This window comes from Anthropogastromicrobium aceti (assembly GCF_020687335.1).
Taxonomy (GTDB): Bacteria; Bacillota; Clostridia; order Lachnospirales; family Lachnospiraceae; genus Anthropogastromicrobium; species Anthropogastromicrobium aceti.
Genome location: NZ_JAJEQN010000005.1, coordinates 42,692 through 62,847 on the forward strand (window position 1 = coordinate 42,692; position 20,156 = coordinate 62,847).

The following is a 20,156-nucleotide window of genomic DNA, read 5'->3' on the forward strand; positions in this document are numbered from 1 at the left end:
GATTACAAGGGCAGAGAGGTGATGGAGAAAAATGATAAGAGCGGAATGGAAAAAGCTTCTGCGTCAAAGATGGTTGATCGGAATTGCGATATTGCTTATTTTTGTAGATGTTGGTCTATTTCTTAATACTCAGTATACAGAGAAGAAAGATTGTGTGGCAGCGGTTCCTCTTTTTGCAAAGTATCAGAAAGAAACCGCGAATATGACAAATGAGCAGGCACAGGAATGTTTGACTGATCAGCTAAATATGCTTTCTAATTTTCAGTTTGTGCAGATTGCGTTGAATGGGGAAGTGGATGAGGGGTTTCTGCAAGGGCTTGTGGAGGAGAATCCAAATATCTTGGACGAATATCGACAGGCTGGATATGAGGAGAATCCACTGGCGCTTACGACAAAAATACAGGTAATATCAGAACTTCTTGAACAATATCAAAATGTCAGCGGGTATCAGGCGTATTTGGAATCCATTCAGGCACAGTATAAACAGATGAAGGACAGTTCGTTTTATGAAGGACGTCCGTATGCGGAAGCACAGGGCAAAAAGACGGTAGAAGATTTTGCAAAGCTACAGGGAACGAAACTTGAAATTGGTATGAACTGGGGCGTGGAAGCACTGATGGAGGAACAAATCTCATCAGTAATTCTTATTTTACTGGCACTCGGTATTTGTATTGTCTTGGTATCTCAGGATCGCACATATGATATGTTTGGGTTGCTTAGAAGCTGTAGACGTGGACATGGCTATCTGATTGTTGCCAAATTTGCAACAGCGCTGACAGCGGTTTTACTTTTTGGAATTGTTATGTATGGGAGTCAAGTTGCAATCGCGTGGAAGCTGTATGGAATGGGAAATTTAAATCGTCCGATGCAGTCTGTCAATTTATTAAATGAAAGTGCAAGACAACTGACAGTGGGCGGCTATCTGCTCGACTATTATCTGAGACATTTAATTGCAGTGCTTGTCTTGACGGCATTCATGCTATGCTTATTCTTATCGGTTTATTCGACAATGACGGTGTTGGCGGTAGTCGGTATTTGCGCGGTGCTGTGCGCTGTGGGCTATTGGAAGGTATCGGAGATCGCAGCAAACTCGTGGATTCATTTTTTAAATCCAGTTGCCTGGTTTTTGAGTTCGCAATTATATGAAAGTTATTGGAATATAAATTTGTTCGGAAAACCGGTGAATGCGTTGACAGCGAATAGCTGCTTTCAGCTTGTAGTGGTAATTGGCTGTGTAGCAGACAGTGGTCTTCTAGGAAGACGGATTCCGGGAAAGCTAAGAGTCGCATCAGGGCAAATTCAAAAGTGGATTGAAGCCGCAAGGGAACGACTCTGGTATCCATCCAGTGTAGTCGGTCAGGAATGGCGAAAACAGCTGATAAAAAATGGCATAGTGTGGATGATGATAATAGTGGCAATCCTTTTGGTATACGGTATGCGAACAACACCAGTGACAGTAGGGCAGACCGAGAAAATTTACCATGAATATGCGAAAAAATATGAGGGGATTGCAGACCAGACGCTGATAGAAGCATTGCAGCAGGAAAAGGAGCAATTTGATAAGCTAAGGCAGCGTCAGGCCGAATTAACTGAAAAATGGAAGAAAAAGGAAGTTTCAAACGAGCAGTATGCGTCAATTAGTGCGATGATTGATCATATGCTGCAAAATGAAGCAGGACTGACGCGTGCAATTGAACAGGCAGATACATTGGTAAATTGGAGCGAAGCACATGATCTTCAGCTGTTTTTCACGGATGACAGTATTGGGCGTTACCTGTTTGAAAATGCCAGTATGGATCAGTATCGAGGCGCTGTATTGCTTTTTGCAGTAATCGTATTACTGAGTGGTATTTTCCCGGGAGAGCGCAAAAATGAGATGCAAAATATGCTTCTCTGTACGAAAAATGGACGGCGTCCGCTGTTTGTAGCAAAATATGTGTTGGGCGTCGTGATTGCATGTATCGTGTCAGGTGGATTTACTGTGATTCATTTGTTTTCCGCATCAAAGATGTATGACTTTTCTTTATGGAAGGTTCCGCTACAAAGCATTCGTCAGGCGCAAGTAATAGATGTACAGTTGTCCGTGCGTGGATATTTGGTGTGGACGTCGGTGATGCAGATGATGGGTGTGGTCTGTGCAGCGGTTAGTTTTTTGTCGATTTCTGTGCGGATGAAGAACCGGCTGTATGCGGTGTTAGTGGGAGCTGTACTGTTTGTTCTTCCAGTAGTAATTAGTGGAGCAGGGTTGTCAAACATATTTGATCTTTGGCTTGCAAAGGTATTTCTGTTTGGAACGCAGACATTGAAACAAGGCTTTGGGGAACAGATTGGATATCTAATTTTGCTTGTAGCAGTGGCATCTGTTTTTACAGCAGGCGCGTGGCGCGCATATCAGAGAAAAAGGAGAGCAAGATGATGAAACTGGAATTAAAAAATCTGACAAAAAGCTATGAAAAAGGAAAAATAGCGCTCGATCATTTTTCGGCAGCGCTTGAGCCGGGCGTTTATGGTTTACTTGGACCAAATGGGGCTGGAAAATCGACCTTAATGAACCTGATTACGCAAAATTTATAGCCGGATGAGGGTGAAATATTGGTAAACGGTATTAGCGCGACCAAAATGGGCGCTTCTTACCGTGATGTGCTTGGTTACATGCCACAACAGCAGGGTCTATATGATCGTTTTTCTGCGCTAGAATTTTTGCGCTATTTTGCATCATTAAAAGGACTGAAGGCAAAGGAGTCAAGGAAACGAATTGAGGAATTGCTTGAAGTTGTAAATCTGACTAAGGCAAGAAATCGAAAACTGGGCGGATTTTCTGGCGGTATGAAGCAGCGTGTGTTGCTTGCGCAGGCATTACTAAACGAACCGCAGATTTTGATACTGGATGAGCCAACGGCAGGTCTAGACCCGAAAGAGCGTATCCGTATTCGTAACTATATCAGCAGCATTTCCGAGAATAAGATAGTGCTGATCGCAACGCATGTAGTCAGCGATGTGGAATGTATCGCAAAGGAAATCTTGTTTCTGCGAGGCGGAAAATTGTTGGAGAAAGAGACACCGGAAAAGTTGGTGGAACAAATGGATGGGCTTGTTTGGGAAGTAATTATTCGGTCGGATCAATTAAGTCAGCTGGAACAGGTGCTTCTTGTCAGCAATGTGAATATCGCAAAGGAAGGTCTTCTGGTGCGCGTAATCGCAGAAAGTGAGCAGATGAAGGAACAACAGCTTCAATTTGGATGGGGTACGCAAAAGGTGGTTGTCCCAACACTGGAAGATGTATATTTATATCGAATGGAAGCAGATAATAAGCTTTATAAAAATTGAAAATATAGAAAAAAATAACAGACCGATTCATTTTGACCTGATATTTTTTACAGAACTTTAAATGCAAAATGCATCTGCGATTTCTGTAGTAACGCATCTATGGACCAGATTTTATACCCCCCCAGAAGTCTTCTTCTTAAAGTTTTCCAATATACTTTCCAGTCGATCAATTTCTTCCTTCTCTGGATTTTTTGTAAATTCAGATTTTACCAAAGATATCAAGAGTGAGTTATCCGTAAAAAGCTCACGGAAAGACTGGTACTCCTGTTGGAAAATATCTTGAAGAACAAGATGAGCTGTTTTGGTTGGTTTGAAGGTTCTGGCGATAGAGGTTCCCCGATAGACGATTCCGGCGACCTCGACCATTTCAAGTTTCGATAGCTTGCGAATAATTGGCTTGATCATGTTGATCGTGTAGTCTGGATTCATAGCAACAATATCTGAAATTGTCATTGGCTGTTCGGAACGAAGCAGCAACGACAAAACGTCTAATTCCTTTTGTGGCATTTTAATTGGCATAAAAGACCTCCTTAAGACAAATAAAAATCCTAAAATCAAGAATTCAAGAATGCTTGATAAATAATGGTATCTGTATTTTAACGCAAAAATAGGCGTATGTCAAAAGCAATATTAAAAAATGGAAAAGTTACGGGTGTATTTTTTCGATTTTTAAGTTACGAAATAGATGCATAGAAAATGTACAAAAGATACGAAGTTATTGACAAAACTTACTGGCAACAATATAATAATTTTAAAATAAAAGACATGTGAGATGACATGTTGAGGTGTAAGGAGAAGGAGACAAGGAAGCACATGAAAAAGAACACGAAAAATAAAATCTCTCAAATCGACAAGATTCTAATGAACAACGAAAAGCAAAATATTATAACTGCCTTTTCGATGATTTTATTGGCGATATTTGCACCATTAAAATCTTTTGTCGCGCAGTGGTTGATTGATTCTCCTTCCATTAAAGCAATCTTTGTCTCCGTTTTGATTGGTGCGGCGGTAGTTGCCATGAGTCATATCTGCGAGTATATTGTCAGAAACACGTTTAATCGGATGGCAACACGTTCTGTATCCGAAATACGTGGTGTTTTGTGCGAGAATTTAAAGAATATGTCGTTAAGCCAGATTCATGTGCTGCCGATGGAAGACTGGCAGTCTGCATATACAAATGACTTAAAGATTGTATGTGATGATTATTATTTTGGCCTTTTTAATATGGCAATGTGGGGAAGCATGGGACTTGTAGCAGTCGTATATATGGCTGTGATTTCACCGGCATTATTGATCGTGTCTTTGGTTATGGTTTGCTTTCCTTTTATTGGTCCAAGGTTATTTGCAGATAAGCTTAGAAAAACAAAAAGTGAGTATGCAAAGTCATACAATACGGTTTGCTCAAAAATCAATGAAATGCTGCATGGTACAGAGACTTTGCTCACATGTGGAAAGCATAGCTTTTTATTTCAAAAGATGCAGAGGGTTTCCGATGACAATATGCAAAAAGATTTTGACATGAAGCAAACGGAAACGGTAGCGACAATTATTACGTCACTGATTACATGGATACCAGGTTTTGTAATTATGGTTGCAGGTGCAATGCTTGTTGTTCAGGGAAAATTGACGGTAAGCTATCTGATCACAGCAAATGGTCTTTTAAATTTTATTATTTCTCCATTTCGGCAAACCGCAAATTCCTATCAGTCTGTTAAGTCTGCAAGAGCCTTAAAAGATCGTATTGATGAGTTGCTTGCCCAGAAAACTTCAAATCAGATGGAAAAGAAAAATATCGAAATAACTTCGATAGATATAAAGAAGCTTTCTTTTGGCTACGGGGAGTCTGATGTTTTAAAAGACGTAAATTTAACCATTAAAAAAGGCGAGAAAGTTGCGATTGTTGGTGCCAGTGGAAGTGGTAAGAGCACAATTATGAAGCTGATCGGACGTTTTTATTTAAATTACCGAGGTAGGATTTCGATAAACAACGAAGATCTAAAAACATTAAGTGACGCAACATTTTACTCAAGTGTTGGGTATATACCACAGGAGCCATTTATTTTTGCGGATACCGTGCGAAATAATATCTGTCTTGGCAGAAACTGTTCGGATGAGGAAGTATGGTCTGCAATCGAAAAGGTTGGGTTGACCGAACTTGTAAGTTCTTTGCCAGATGGAATTAACACAGAGTTGGCAGAGGGCGGTGGAAATATTTCTGGAGGACAAAAGAAACGAATAGCAGTTGCGCGGGCGCTTATTCGTGATTGTGATACGCTTCTGATTGATGAGATGACATCCTCTCTTGATATTGAGACAACCGATGAGATGGTAAAGCTTATATTGTCGCTGTCATGTACCGTAATTATGATTACACATGATATATTTGATTCGTATATGGATGGATTTTCTGCAATTTATTACATAGAAAATGGTGGAATTGCAGAGAGTGGTACCTATCAGAGATTGCTAGAACAAAATGGAAATTTTGCGAAGATGCAAGCAATGATGAAAATAACCAATAAATAGAGGAGAATAGATAAGATCAAGGTCTTGTACCATTAAAAATGGCAAACAATTCTTTGACGGACACGAGAAAGAGTGCTATACTTTGGACATCAATGCAAAGACTGGAGGCAAAGCTATTGATTTCAAGTAACGATCAAATGAATCAAGTAGAAAAAAATCAAGTGGATCAACGAGCCAGCAGATATGCCAGCCAATATGCTGATATCATAGATCTTCCACACCATGTCTCGAAGCGTCACCCACAGATGGCGCTGTCGGATCGTGCTGCACAGTTTGGCGCATATGCTGCACTTAGAGGGTATGATGAAGCAGTAACAGAAACGGTGAAAAAATCAATACAGCAAACAGAAGCGTATATTGAAATGGAGCAGTATAATGACTAAAATGGCTGAAAATAAAACATATCTTTGCATTGACTTAAAATCATTCTTCGCATCGGTTGAATGCGTTGAGCGTGGTCTTGACCCACTTTGCACAAATCTTGTTGTGGCGGATGCTGCACTTACTGAAAAAACCATTTGCCTTGCAGTATCTCCGTCGTTGAAAAAGTACGGCATAGGAGGACGAGCAAGGCTTTTTGAGGTTGTGCAGATGTTAAAACAGGCAAATGCTAGAAGACGTTTCCAAGCACCAAAAAGATTATTTGAAGGATCTTCAAGCAATGCAAAAGAGCTTGATTTGCACCCTGAGTATCAGATTGACTATATTATTGCACCGCCGCGTATGGCAAAATATATGGAGTACAGCACAAAAATTTATAATATTTATTTAAAATATGTGGCACCTGAGGATATACATGCGTACTCAATTGATGAGGTATTTGTCGATATCACGCAGTATCTGATTTTGACAGGGCTTAATGCTTATGAGTTTGCAGGCCAAATGATAAAAGATGTATTAAAGACAACAAAAATTACAGCAACTGCAGGGATCGGAACAAATCTTTATCTGGCTAAAATTGCAATGGATATCGAGGCAAAGCACATTACGGCAGATAGTGATGGCGTGAGAATTGCTATGCTTACAGAAAAAAGTTATAGACAAAAGCTGTGGGATCATCGCCCTCTTACTGATTTTTGGCGGATAGGACCTCAGACAGCAAAAAAGCTTGAACAAAATGGAATGTTTACAATGGGAGATGTGGCAAGGTGTTCTGTTGGTAAGATTAATCAGTTCCATAATGAAGAATTGCTGTACCGACTTTTTGGCGTTAATGCAGAGCTTATAATTGATCATGCATGGGGCTGGGAGCCATGCACGATTGCTCATATTAAGGCATATCGTCCGCAGTCAAGCAGCATAGAGAACGGTCAGGTGCTTCATTGCCCATATACTGCAGAGAAAACGCGTTTGATTGTAAAAGAAATGACTGATCAGCTTTTGCTGCAGCTTGTAGATAAAGGTCTTGTTACTGATCAGATGGTTTTAACGATTGGCTATGATATTGAAAATCTAACAGATCCAAAACGCCGTGAGCAGTATCATGGTGATATTGTTACAGATAGGTATGGAAGACAGATTCCAAAAAGCGCACATGGCAGTGCCAATATCGGACGATTTACATCGTCAGCAAAGTTAGCAACCGAGACAGTATTGAAGCTTTACGATACAATTATTGATAAAAATCTTCTTGTGAGACGTCTTAGTCTGACAGCAAATCATGTAGTGCCAGAGGGTTCAGAGCCGACTAGAAAAAAGCCTCAGCAGCTTGATTTATTTACAGATTATGAAGCATTAGAAAAAAAAGAACAGGAAGAAAAAGCCGCGCTAGATAAGGAAAAGAAAATGCAGCAGGCAATGCTGCAGATTAAAAAGAAATTTGGAAAAAATGCGATTTTAAAAGGAATGAATCTGCTTGACGGCGCAACTGCAAAGGAGAGAAATGAGCAGATTGGTGGTCATAAAGCGTAGTCAGTAAAAACGCATTATGAAAAATGAATTAGTGAAAGGAATAAATTTATGAAGAAGGAACGCTGGCGTCTGTACGCAAAAAAGGCAGATTTTGCAGCCATCAGCAAAGCATACGGCATCAATCAGGTAACGGCAAGGATTATGAGAAACCGAGGTGTTGAGACAAAAGAGGAGATTGAAAGCTATTTAAAGGGAGATTTAGATTATCTAAGTGACCCTGCGCTTATGAAGGATGCAGATAAGGCCGCGTCTTTGCTTGAGGCTGCGATTGCGAACAACGAACTGATTGCAATCTCAAGTGATTTTGATAATGATGGAATTTTCTCCGGTCTTTTGTTAAAAGAAGCTATTATAGAACTTGGCGGTCGCGCAGCAATCTTTACGCCAAACCGAGTAATGGAAGGTTATGGTGTAAATAGTCGTATCGTTGAGGAAGCAAATGCAAATGGAGCAAGTGTACTTTTAACATGCGATAATGGAATTGCAGCATTTGAGGCAATTGATGAAGCAAAAAAACTTGGCATGACAGTTATTGTGACAGATCATCATGAGGTTCCATTTGAGGAGCATGATGGAAAAAAGATATATCTTTTGCCGAAGGCTGATGCCATTGTTGATCCAAAGCAGGAAGACTGTGCATATCCGTTTAAAAGTCTTTGTGGAACAGGTGTAGCCTACCAGCTTATGACACTGCTGTTTCGCAGAATGAAGCGCACAATGAGCCGTCAGGAGATTTTTTTACAATATACGGCGATTGCTACTGTGGCTGATGTTATGGAGCTTGTCGGGGAAAACCGTATTCTAGTCAGAAAAGGTCTTTCATATCTTAATCATACAAACCATATAGGTCTTCGTGCATTGATGGAGGTGTGTGGCATATCACCAGAGCAGGTGCGTGCCTATCATATTGGATTTATCTTAGGACCATGTTTTAATGCAGCAGGACGACTAGATACGATTGTTCATGCATTGGCGCTTCTTGAATCAAAGGAATATGATCAGGCACTTGCCTTAGCTGGTGAGCTGTGGGCAATGAATGAGGAGCGAAAGGAATTAACGCGAGTCGGAACAGAGCGCGCAGTAGAGCTTATTGAGCATGCAACGTGGAAGGATGAGCATGTATATCTTGTTTACATAAAAGATTGTCATGAGAGTGTAGCCGGCATAATTGCAGGACGTCTTCGTGAACGTTACTATCGTCCTGTGCTTGTCTTTACTGATGCATCAGAAGAAGGGCAGATTAAGGCTTCTGGCAGAAGTATTGATGATTATGATATGTTTACAGAACTAAGTGCATTTAGGAACTTATTTCTTCGCTTTGGCGGTCATAAGATGGCAGCTGGTCTTACAATGGAAAAGAAAAATTTAGAGATTTTGCGAGACGGTTTAAATGCGAGATGTACGCTTACACAAACGCAGCTTATGCCGCTTGTCATGATTGATGCTGCGATGCCGCTTGGTTATATCAGTGAAGAAGTCATTGCTGATCTTGAAAAGCTAGAGCCATTTGGACGAGCCAATGAAAAGCCATTGTTTGCCCAGCAGCATTTGTCTGTGCTTCGTCTCTCACGTATCGGAAAGAATAGAAATGTTGTAAAAATGTCTGTTATGGGACCAGAAGGCATTATTATGGATGCGCTTTATTTTGGGGACACAGATGTGTTCTTTGATTTTCTTGAAGATGAATATGGGCGTGACAATGTAGCGGCGGCTCTTAGGGGAATGCGCAATACAATTGATATTGGTGTGACGTATTATCCACAAATTAACGAATTTCAAGGGAAAAGAAGCCTTCAAATCGTGATACAAAACTATTGCAGAGTTTCGTTAAATTGAGTATAATTAAGAAATCACATAATACTAGGGTTAAAAGCTACAAAACCTGCTCGTGCTTGCACGATAAGGTTTTGCAGCTTTTAACCCTAGTATCAAAAAAGTAGCGAAACGCGAAGGGAGAATTGTATGAGAATCGGAATTCGTGCCCATGATGTAAAGGCAGATACCTTTGAAGGGCTTGTAAAGGAAATACACAATGAGGGAATGCATTGCTGTCAGTTAGCAGTACCGAAGGCAGTTCATGAGTTTCCAACAAAAAAGGAGGTTTTAACTCCTGGTATGGCATTGTACATGAAGGAAGTCTTTGCAGAGAACAAAGTAGATGTTGCAGTTCTTGGCTGCTACCAGAATCTGGCAACTCCTGATGAGGCTGCATTAAAGGATACTATCGACACTTACAAGAGACATATTGTATTTGCGAGTCTTCTTGGAGCAGGTGTAGTTGGAACAGAGACAGGTGCATGTAATACCGAGTATCGCACAGAGCCATTTTCATTTACTGAGGAAGCACTTGAGATTTTTATTAAGAATTTGCGTCCTGTTGTGGAATATGCAGAAAAGCTTGGTGTAATTGTTGCAATTGAGCCAGTATGCCGACATATTGTAAACAATGCAAAGCGTGCAAGAAAGGTTCTTGATGCGATTGATTCTCCGAATCTTCAGATCATCTTTGATCCAGTGAATTTGCTTGATGAGTCCAATTATCAGGAGTATCCGGCAATTTTTAAAGAGTTTGTTGAGATTCTTGGACCAGATATTGCAACGATCCATGCAAAGGATTTCAAGATCGAAAATGGCAAGCTGTTAAGCTGCGCATGCGGAACAGGTCAGATGGACTATGAATTTTTGCTTCGCTATATCAAGGAGCATAAGCCGCATATTCACGTGCTGTTAGAGGATACAAATCCATCCAATGCACAGCAGGCAAGACAGTTTATGGAAGAAAAGTACGCAAGCTTATAATTTTCAACGAATAAATATGTTGAGTTGAAATGAGGAAAAGAGGTGTCTGATATGAATCCAGAAGAAGAAGGATTAATCCCGCCAAAACCTTCGGTTAAGGCACCGGCTAATTTTACATCGCCGGATGAATTATATAAAGAATTGGAGGATAGTGTCAGAAAGTATCATCCATCGGATGATCTGTCACTGATCCGCAAGGCTTATGAGGTTGCACTAAATTCGCACGGAGATCAGCGCAGACGCTCCGGAGAGCCGTATATCATCCATCCACTTTGCGTAGCAATTATATTAGCAGAGCTAGAACTTGATAAGGAAAGTATTGCGGCAGGACTTCTTCATGATGTCTTAGAGGACACCCCGATGACTCTAAAAGAATTGATCGGGCTTTTCGGAGAAGAAATCGCATTTTTGGTAGATGGCGTAACAAAGCTGACGCAGATCAACTGGGATATGGATAAGATTGAGATCCAGGCAGAAAATCTTAGAAAGATGTTTCTTGCTATGGCAAAGGATATCCGTGTTATCATGGTAAAGCTTGCAGACCGTCTGCACAATATGCGTACAGGTCAGTTCTGGAAGCCAGAGACGCAGAAACAAAAGGCAAGAGAAACACTTGAGATCTATTCGCCGCTTGCATCACGTCTTGGTATTTCTAAAATCAAGACAGAGCTTGACGATTTGTCTCTTATGTATCTGCACCCTGATGTCTATAAGGAACTGACAGAAAAGATTTACAGCACGCAGGATGCGCGCGAGCGTTTTATAGATGAAATCAAATCTGAGGTTGCGGTCAAGCTTGAGGAGGCTGAAATTAAGGCTGAGATTTCAGGTCGTGTTAAACATCTGTTTAGCATCTATAAAAAAATGGTAAATCAGGATAAAACACTTGATCAGATCTATGATATTTTTGCAGTTCGTATTATTGTTGATACAGTAAAGGACTGTTATGCCGCACTTGGTGTTATTCATGAAATGTATCATCCTATTACGGTTCGTTTTAAGGATTACATTGCAATGCCAAAGCCAAATATGTATCAGTCACTTCATACGACTCTGATTGCAAAGAATGGTCAGCCGTTTGAGATTCAGATTCGTACCTTTGAGATGCATCGCACTGCTGAATATGGTATCGCAGCACACTGGAAATACAAGGAGCGCGGTTCGGGAGACACTACAGTGCGTGATGAAGAGGCAAAGCTTTCTTGGCTTCGTCAGATTCTTGAATGGCAGAAGGATGTTTCCGATAATAAAGAATTTATCAGCATGGTAAAAAATGATCTTGATTTATTCTCGGATAATGTATACTGCTTTACACCGCAGGGTGATGTAAAGAATCTTCCGGCTGGATCTACACCGATTGACTTTGCTTACAGCATTCACTCAGCAGTAGGAAACCGCATGAAGCAGGCGGCAGTTAATGGCAAGATGGTTCCTCTTGATTATAAGATTCAAAATGGTGATCGAATAGAGATTTTCACTTCTCAGAATGTCAAAGGACCTAGCCGTGACTGGTTAAATATCGCAAAGAGTACACAGGCTAAAAATAAGATTAATCAGTGGTTCAAGCAGGAAGGACGAGCTGGAAATATCACCAGAGGAAAAGAGCTTGTTGCCAGCTGTGCCAAGGGCAAGGGGTTTGAGATCAGTGATCTTACAAAACCGGAGTTTACAAAGAAGGTTATCACAAAATATGGCTTCCGTGATTGGGATTCTATTTTGGCAGCAGTAGGACACGGCGGACTTAAGGAAGGCCAGATTGTAAACAAGCTGATTGATCTTTATCAGGAATCTAAGAAGAAAGCACCGACAGATGAGCAGGTTTTGGCGTCTGTAATTGAAAATAATAAGAATAAGCCAGTCAAGATTCGCAGCACAAACGGCGTTTTAGTCAATGGTGTTGTTGATGTTAATGTTCGTTTTTCAAGATGCTGTTCACCAGTTCCAGGTGATGAGATTGTTGGCTTTATTACAAGAGGACGCGGTATTTCTATTCACCGTACAGACTGTGTAAATGTCATAGCGCTTCCAGAGTCTGAAAAGTCACGTCTTGTCGATGTTGAGTGGCAGCAGGAAAGCTTCCATTCTAATGAGAAGTTTATGGCAGAGATCAAGATCTTCTGTAACAATCGTATTGGTATTTTTGCAGATATCTCTAAGATTTTTACAGAGCGAGAGATTGACATTGCTTCCATGAGTTCTAAGACAAGTAAGCAGGGAACGGCAACTATCAACATGTCATTTGAAGTTGGTGGTGTAGATGCTCTGCAGCAGCTTATCAATCGCCTGATGGCAGTTAACAGCGTAATTGATATTGAACGTTCTAATGGATAAAACAATGATGTTATGCACAGATTGCAGGCAGGGTATTGGCCCTGCCTGTTTTTAGAATTGCGAGAATTGCATCGCAACGGAGCAATTCGTAGGCATCAATTATAAAATTAAGAAGAAAAGGTCAGGTATTTTCATGAGAATAGAGACAATTATGGTAGGTCAAATGGGGACAAATTGCTATTTGGCATGGGATGAAGAAAGCAAACGCGGCTTTTTGGTGGATCCAGGTGAACAGGCAGATAAAATCATTCGCGTGTGCAGCCGTTATGAAATAAAGCCAGAGGCAGTACTTTTGACACACGGTCATTTTGACCACATCATGGCAGCAAAGAAAGTGAAGGAATATTATCAGATTCCTGTATACGCCGGCATTCATGAAGAGGAGCTTTTAGCAGATGCCGAGAAAAATCTTTCTGCGATGTGGGCTGAGGGCTTTACTATGAAGGCAGATGAGTTTGTTGTTGACAATCAAAAAATTGAGATTGCAGGAATGAAGATTACCGTGATTGAAACACCAGGTCATACACTAGGTGGTGTGTGCTATTATATAGAAAAGGAACATGTGTTGTTTGCGGGAGATACGTTGTTTTTCGAGAGCTATGGAAGAACAGATTTTCCTGGCGGAAGTATGTTTTCACTGATTCGTTCTCTTGGGAAAAAGCTATTTGTACTGCCAGATGAGACAGATGTATATCCGGGTCATGGACAGGCGACCTCGATAGGTTATGAAAAAACACACAATCCGGCAGCAGGAATGCGATAAAAAGTAAAAGGAAAGCAAAGGAAACGATATGATTTATTTTTATTTGGAATGCGATGCATTAGATAACGATATTCGAAGCCTGTTCATGGCATTTTATCCGGGACGGGCAATTAAAAGAATTGAAACAAAGGAATATGCGTGTGCAGAGGGTGATTTGTTTCTTCGTGTGTGTATGAGTGATTGTGCAGAAACACAGTGTTTAGCAAACGAGGATAACACTAAAAAGAAGATGACAATGGAGCTTGTGCAGGATGGCACATTGCTTGATGATGCATGTGAATGTGAATTGTCAGATCGAAAGGACACTAAAACAAAGGCAAAATGTATGCTGTATTGTCTACTCTCTAAGCTTACAAAAAAAGAGCTTCCATGGGGAACACTGACAGGTATCCGACCGACAAAGATTGCAAGAACTATGCTGATGGAAGGTGCTTCTGATGAGGAATGCATAGACTACATGAAAAATCAGATGCTTTGCGGTGAGGAAAAGACTATGCTTAGTCTTGATATTGCAAAGAGAGAAATTAAGTTGCTTGATTGTCTGGACTATAAGGATGGATATAGTTTGTATGTCGGAATTGCATTTTGTCCGACAACATGTGCGTACTGCTCATTCACATCATATCCAGTGAGCCGATTTGGTGATCGTGTAGATGCATATCTTGATTCAATTGAAAAAGAGATTGAATATGTGGCAGAGGCTTTTAAAGATAAGAAGCTAAACACAATATATATCGGTGGAGGTACGCCGACCACATTAGAGCCAGATCAGTTAGAACGCCTTCTATCAAAGATTGAGAACTCCTTTAATTTGTCTTTCCTTCAGGAGTGGACAGTTGAGGCAGGACGTCCAGACAGCATCACACGTGAAAAACTTAAGACAATAAAGTGTCATCCTGTCACACGTATAAGTATCAACCCACAGACAATGAAAGACGAGACACTAGAACTGATTGGCCGAAGACATACAGTTTTACAGGTAAAGGATGCCTTTTTGCTTGCAAGAGAAGAAGGCTTTGATAATATTAACATGGACATCATTGTTGGACTGCCGCAGGAGACAAAAGAAGATGTTGAGAATACGTTGGAAGAAATCAAAAAACTAGGACCAGACAATTTGACGGTTCACTCCCTGGCCATTAAGCGTGCTGCAAGATTAAATACTCAGAAGGAAGAATACGCAGGTATGAAGAGTGTTAATTCTGAAAGTACGATGGAGCTGACACAAGATGCCGCAGAGGAAATGGGTATGAAGCCGTATTATCTGTACCGCCAGAAAAACATGACAGGAAATATGGAAAATGTCGGATATGCAAAGCCAGGAAAAGAGGGAATCTACAACATCTTAATCATGGAAGAAATGCAGACAATCGTAGCACTTGGTGCAGGGGCCATCACAAAGGCGGTATATCCAAACGGCAGGATCGAAAGATGCGAAAATGTCAAGGATATCAAGACTTATCTGGAAAAAACAGACGAGATGATCGAGCGTAAAAAGAGGCTTTTTGCGGACGAAAAGAGGTCTGATTGATCGAGTCTACGTTAGGACGAATTCATTCATTGATTCAATGAGTGGATTCGTCTTTTTTAATTTCTGTTATTATTAAAAATTTTAAAAAGGTTAAGGAGGTACAGTATGAGCAGTACAGCGTTAAGCGCAACAAATAAAATAGAAAGCAACAAAATTGTTAGAAAAATAAGATAATTTACAAAAAAATGTACGAACAATACAAAACTATTGACAAAATATATTGACTACATTATAATGAAATCAAGAAAAGTGATGGTGAAATGAACATATCATGGTTTTAACGACCAGAAAGGAGCGCCTATGAGAAAAATTTCAGAAAGAGGTTTATTTGGAGTATTAGTTATGATTATCAGTATGCTAGCTGTTCAGATGAGTGCATTCGCTTCTAATACGTATGAAAATAGCACACAGATAAAAGCTCAGCTTCAGTTAGATGCAGAGGATGAGGCAGTTTTAAATCAGTATTTCCAGAACAGAGCGGAAAATTTTTACGGGAATACAGTAGTGGATGGTTGGATGAAAGAGGAACAGCAGCAGCGAATAGCAGCACTTAGCCAGTGGATGGAAAGCTGTGGATTTAAGGTAGAAAAAGCAACGGTTGCTTTTACCGTAAACAGTGTATTGGCAAAGGATGAGAATGAAACCGTTGTACTTGGATCAGAATGGAATACATTAACTTATAAGTTTGATTCGGAAAACGAGTCGAGAGATATGATGTTTGAGACAATGCATGTATTGCATATATCAGAAATTACACATGAGATTACTTCAGATTGTTATAGTGAGTATACAGGATATCAATATGGTTCTCAGGAAGAACTTTCTTATGTTCAGATTGGTGAGAACAACGGAGAACTTGGAAAAGGCGCATTTCCAATCGAGGGTCTGCTGTGGGGAATGGAGGCACCGCAGTTAAGTGGAATGAATATAAGTACATTAACATTGCAGGATCTTTATAATATTTATGGAAATGATATGGAAGTAACGCTTCATTTCTCAGAAGACGGGCTATGGTGCTTAGAAGGAAAGTATGAATTAGGCGAAACAGACGTTGTAACTGAAATTCAAAACGAAGGTTGGTATGGAGAAGGTCAGTCAGTGGAGATACCAGATTATACCGCTTGGTATTTTGAAATTATACAGGAAGTTTCGTATCAGGACAAAGCGTTTTCAGAAGTGAATTGTGCAGAAGTTCGTGAATACCCAGACGGAACTGGACAGCTTATTCTCACGTTAGAAAAGATTCCAGCGGAAAACATAGAGACAGAATAAAGTTTAATTCGATAAAAACATACAGATTTTTTATTTAACAGTATTGACATATAAATAACTTCGTGGTATTTTATTTTGGAAAATCAAAAGCAAACCTGCTGAAAAGCAGGGACGCAAAGCCAGAAGGGACTAAAGTCAGAAAGTTTGACCATGTCAGCCGGTTGCCATTGTTTCCATATCATCATAATATATGGAAAAGATGTTTGAACAGAAGAGATTCCTATACCTTTTATACTATATAGATGTGTGATTTTAGAGAAATATAGTAGGGACACTGGCAGATTTTGGCAAGTGTCCTTTTTGTATGCAAAAATATATAAGAGAACTGGCAGGGACAAGTTCTCTGTATCGGTATACAGAAAAAAGCAGGATGAAGAATGGGGAAAGCAGAGAGAGGATTTTTATAAAATGAAAAATTATGAAGACAAAATATATTCCTTAGGTGAGACTGTAACGGGGCAGACACAGGACATGTCACAGGCCGTACAGAAAACACTGGAAAATAATGGCGGGGTAGGTATAATGACAGGATCTTATGACCAAAACCTGTCTATTTTGTCTGTAAGTAATCTGCTGTTGCATAGTACAGGATATACATACGATACTTTCATGGAACAGACAAAAGGCTCATTGAGAAACTTCTTTTATGACGAGGAAGATATACTGGAGCGAGACCGTTTTTTGCAGCTTCACGGAACAGGGGAAGCACAGATCCTTACAGCAGACGGTACAGTGAATAATGTACGGCTTTGTAAAGAGGATGCGACAGATGAGGCAGGCAGACAGATCTGGGTTATGTCCGTACAGGTCAACTGGGATCATGTAAATCTGGCACTGCTCAATGAGGCTATCTATTCCGGCTTCTGGTATTTTGACTGTGACGAAAACAGCGAGATTGTGAATGCAAACTGGAGTCATGAATTTAGAAAAATGCTTGGCTATCATGACACCCTGGACTTTCCGAATAAACTGGAATCCTGGTCAGATCTTCTGCATCCACAGGATAAAGAAAGAGTAATGGCGCAGCTTCAGGCGGCAATTGCGGATAAGACGAACCAGATAAAATATCAGGTAGAGTATCGTCTGAGAATGAAGAATAATCAGTACCAGTGGTTTCGGGCATCGGCAGAAGTAATACGCCGTCTGGATGGTTCTGCAAGCAGGATTGCCGGGATTTTTATTAACATTGATGGGGAGAAAAAAGAAATCATGCAGGCACAAAAATCTGCTGCTTTCCACCGGGCTTTTACGAAAGCAGATTTGTGCGAGTATTATGTGAATCTGGAAGCGAATACTTTTGATACCTTTAAGGTTGAACCGTCCCTGATGACAGTCTTTGAACAGAGTTATACGTGGGATGAATTGATTCGCCATTTTGTGGATTCCTATGTTGTGGAGACAGATAAGAAGGCGGTATCCTCTTTTTACGACCGTGGTTATATTGCAGAAAAGCTGAAGGGTCTGGAAACTGAATTGTCTTTGGAGTGCCGAATCACTCTGAATGGAGAAGAACGATGGGTTCGCAATGTGATCATACGTGGCGAGATAGAGGATTCAGAATATGCCATGATCTTTCTGCGTGATATCACGGATGCAAAGGTAGAGAGCGCACGGCATCTGCAGATGGCAGCGGATAATGCTTCCATGGAGCAGCTGATTCAGAGTATTGTGCGTCTGGTTGACCGCTTTGTTGTCTGTGATCTGGAAAATGACAGATATGAATTCTACAATCTGAATGGACAGATGATATATAAACCTCTGGGATTTTATCATGATTTCCAGAGGCAGGTTCTTGAAAAGTATAAGACACTGGAACCATTGGAAGCTATTGATATACTGATAACACCGGAAAATATCCGGAAGAATCTGAAATGTGAAAATGATATTTATAAGTTTGAGTACTGCAGCCTGGATGAAAAGACTTATAAAATAGCTTCTTATATTCCATTAAAATGGGAAAATGGAAAGCTCGTAAGAGTATTGCTGGCATCCATAGATGTGACACAGGAGAAAAAAGCAGAGATCGAATCTCGTCAGGCATTGAAAGAAGCTTACCGGTCGGCAGAAAATGCAAATCGTGCGAAGACAGAATTTCTTTCCAATATGTCCCATGATATCCGGACACCGATGAATGCCATTGTTGGTCTGACGGCAATCGCAGGAGCAAATATTGAGAGTCATGACAGAGTTATTGAGTGTCTTGGCAAGATTACAGAATCAAGTCGTCATCTGTTGGGGCTGATCAATGGAGTATTGGATATGGCACGTATTGAAAGTGGAAAAATGACGCTGGCTCAGGAAGATTTCAATCTGTCGGAGCTTGTGGATAATCTTATTACGCTTACGAAACCGGTGCTTGATGAACATAAACATAATTTTGATATACACATCAATCATATTGAACATGAGGATGTCTGTGGTGACAGCCTGAGAATCCAGCAGGTATTTGTGAATCTGATGAGCAATGCGATCAAGTATACACCGGATGGTGGAAATATTACCTTTTCTATAGAGGAAAAGCCAAATGGATTTTCGGAACTTGGATGCTATGAATTTTCGATTGAGGATAATGGGATCGGTATGTCACCGGAATTCCAGAAGATCATGTTTGATCCTTTCAGCCGCGCAGATGACCACAGGACAACCAAGGTTCAGGGAACTGGTCTGGGAATGGCAATCAGCAGAAATATTGTGAACCTGATGAATGGCACTATTAAAGTGGATAGTACCTTACACAAGGGAACTAAAATTACGGTAACAATTTATCTGGAGCTTCAGGAAAAAGAAAAAGAACAGGACAAAGATCTAATGAATTTGCCGGTTCTGGTTGTGGATGATGATAGGACATGCTGTGAAAGTACAGTTGCCACACTGAAGGAAATCGGTATTATGGGTGAATGGGTTCTCTCTGGCAGGGAAGCCGTTGAGTGCTGTTATGCACGTCATGAGTTGAAAGATGATTACTTTGCTGTTATTTTAGACTGGAAGATGCCGGAAATGGATGGCATAGAAACTGCCAGACAGATCAGAAAACGGATAGGTAAAGAGATCACCATCATTGTACTGACGTCTTATGAATTTAGCGAGATCGAAGAAGAAGCAAAGGCTGCAGGCATAGATGCTTTTATTGCAAAACCGCTGTTTCGTTCTCGTCTGACGGCTACACTGCGGCAGTTTACTTCAGAAAGAAAAGAAAAAACAGCAAGAAATTATTTGGAGAAGCTGTCAAAATCAGACTACACGGGAAAAAGGATTCTGTTGGTCGAGGATAATGAATTAAACAGAGAAATTGCTGTTGAAATTTTGCAGATGACAGGTGCAGAAGTGGAAACAGCAGAAAATGGGAAAATTGCAGTTGAGAAAGTGGAAGCTTCTCCGAAAAGTTCGTATGATCTTATTTTTATGGATATTCAAATGCCTGTCATGAATGGCTATGAGGCAACAGCAGCAATCAGGAGCCTTCCGGGTGAACAGGGAAAACTGCCTATTGTTGCCATGACCGCCAATGCTTTTGCGGAAGATGTACAGCTGGCAAAAAATACAGGCATGAATGGACATATCGCAAAACCGCTGGATATGAATAAACTTAATGATGTTCTGGAAAACTGGCTGTAATTTATTCTCATGGGATGGGAAAACTAAAAAACAGTTGACACAGCCTATTGCAAAAACGTATAATGTTGAACGTAGTGTATC

The 20,156-nt window shown here is 40.5% G+C and carries 12 protein-coding genes, 1 pseudogene and 1 riboswitch; of the genes and pseudogenes, 12 read left to right on the plus strand and 1 reads right to left on the minus strand.

Going from position 1 to position 20,156, the window contains the following annotated elements:
- Nucleotides 1-31 precede the first annotated feature (31 nt).
- Both LKD48_RS02880 and LKD48_RS02885 read left to right on the plus strand, forming a co-directional pair.
- Nucleotides 32-2,416 (plus strand): hypothetical protein, encoded by a 2,385-nt coding sequence (locus LKD48_RS02880; protein WP_308731133.1) that lies wholly within the window; start codon nucleotides 32-34, stop codon nucleotides 2,414-2,416.
- Nucleotides 2,416-3,327 (plus strand): annotated as a pseudogene (locus LKD48_RS02885) (ABC transporter ATP-binding protein). The gene LKD48_RS02880 and the pseudogene LKD48_RS02885 overlap by 1 nt, the downstream one beginning before the upstream one ends.
- Nucleotides 3,328-3,438: 111 nt before the next feature.
- Here the strand turns inward: LKD48_RS02885 and LKD48_RS02890 are convergent.
- Nucleotides 3,439-3,846, minus strand: coding sequence for a hypothetical protein (locus LKD48_RS02890; protein ID WP_308731134.1), 408 nt, complete (start codon nucleotides 3,844-3,846; stop codon nucleotides 3,439-3,441).
- A 294-nt stretch (nucleotides 3,847-4,140) separates the two neighbouring features.
- On the opposite strand from LKD48_RS02890, the gene LKD48_RS02895 reads away from it, so the two are divergent.
- From LKD48_RS02895 to LKD48_RS02940, 10 genes are all read left to right on the plus strand, one after another.
- A complete protein-coding gene (locus LKD48_RS02895) occupies nucleotides 4,141-5,853 on the plus strand; it encodes an ABC transporter ATP-binding protein (RefSeq protein ID WP_308731135.1) in 1,713 nt (570 codons plus the stop codon).
- A gap of 137 nt (nucleotides 5,854-5,990) precedes the next feature.
- The gene (locus LKD48_RS02900) at nucleotides 5,991-6,236 is read left to right on the plus strand and encodes a hypothetical protein (RefSeq protein WP_308731136.1); all 246 of its coding nucleotides are present in this window, start codon (nucleotides 5,991-5,993) and stop codon (nucleotides 6,234-6,236) included.
- Nucleotide 6,237: 1 nt separating this feature from the next.
- Nucleotides 6,238-7,764 carry a Y-family DNA polymerase gene (locus tag LKD48_RS02905; protein WP_308731137.1) on the plus strand — a complete coding sequence of 509 codons (1,527 nt, stop codon included), beginning with the start codon at nucleotides 6,238-6,240 and terminating at the stop codon, nucleotides 7,762-7,764.
- Between the two features lie 48 nt (nucleotides 7,765-7,812).
- Nucleotides 7,813-9,600 carry a single-stranded-DNA-specific exonuclease RecJ gene (gene recJ, locus LKD48_RS02910; protein ID WP_308731138.1) on the plus strand — a complete coding sequence of 596 codons (1,788 nt, stop codon included), beginning with the start codon at nucleotides 7,813-7,815 and terminating at the stop codon, nucleotides 9,598-9,600.
- 126 nt (nucleotides 9,601-9,726) lie between these two features.
- Nucleotides 9,727-10,563 (plus strand): sugar phosphate isomerase/epimerase family protein, encoded by an 837-nt coding sequence (locus LKD48_RS02915; RefSeq protein WP_066561625.1) that lies wholly within the window; start codon nucleotides 9,727-9,729, stop codon nucleotides 10,561-10,563.
- A 51-nt stretch (nucleotides 10,564-10,614) separates the two neighbouring features.
- Nucleotides 10,615-12,894, plus strand: a complete 2,280-nt coding sequence (locus LKD48_RS02920) for a RelA/SpoT family protein (RefSeq protein WP_308731139.1) — start codon at nucleotides 10,615-10,617, stop codon at nucleotides 12,892-12,894.
- A 133-nt stretch (nucleotides 12,895-13,027) separates the two neighbouring features.
- The gene (locus tag LKD48_RS02925) at nucleotides 13,028-13,657 is read left to right on the plus strand and encodes an MBL fold metallo-hydrolase (RefSeq protein ID WP_308731140.1); all 630 of its coding nucleotides are present in this window, start codon (nucleotides 13,028-13,030) and stop codon (nucleotides 13,655-13,657) included.
- A 28-nt stretch (nucleotides 13,658-13,685) separates the two neighbouring features.
- The gene (gene hemZ, locus LKD48_RS02930; RefSeq protein WP_308731141.1) at nucleotides 13,686-15,188 is read left to right on the plus strand and encodes a coproporphyrinogen dehydrogenase HemZ; all 1,503 of its coding nucleotides are present in this window, start codon (nucleotides 13,686-13,688) and stop codon (nucleotides 15,186-15,188) included.
- Between the two features lie 300 nt (nucleotides 15,189-15,488).
- Nucleotides 15,489-16,460 carry a hypothetical protein gene (locus LKD48_RS02935; protein WP_308731142.1) on the plus strand — a complete coding sequence of 324 codons (972 nt, stop codon included), beginning with the start codon at nucleotides 15,489-15,491 and terminating at the stop codon, nucleotides 16,458-16,460.
- Between the two features lie 78 nt (nucleotides 16,461-16,538).
- Nucleotides 16,539-16,629: riboswitch (cyclic di-GMP riboswitch) on the plus strand.
- A 239-nt stretch (nucleotides 16,630-16,868) separates the two neighbouring features.
- Nucleotides 16,869-20,075, plus strand: coding sequence for a hybrid sensor histidine kinase/response regulator (locus LKD48_RS02940; protein WP_308731143.1), 3,207 nt, complete (start codon nucleotides 16,869-16,871; stop codon nucleotides 20,073-20,075).
- The last annotated feature ends 81 nt before the right edge of the window (nucleotides 20,076-20,156 follow it).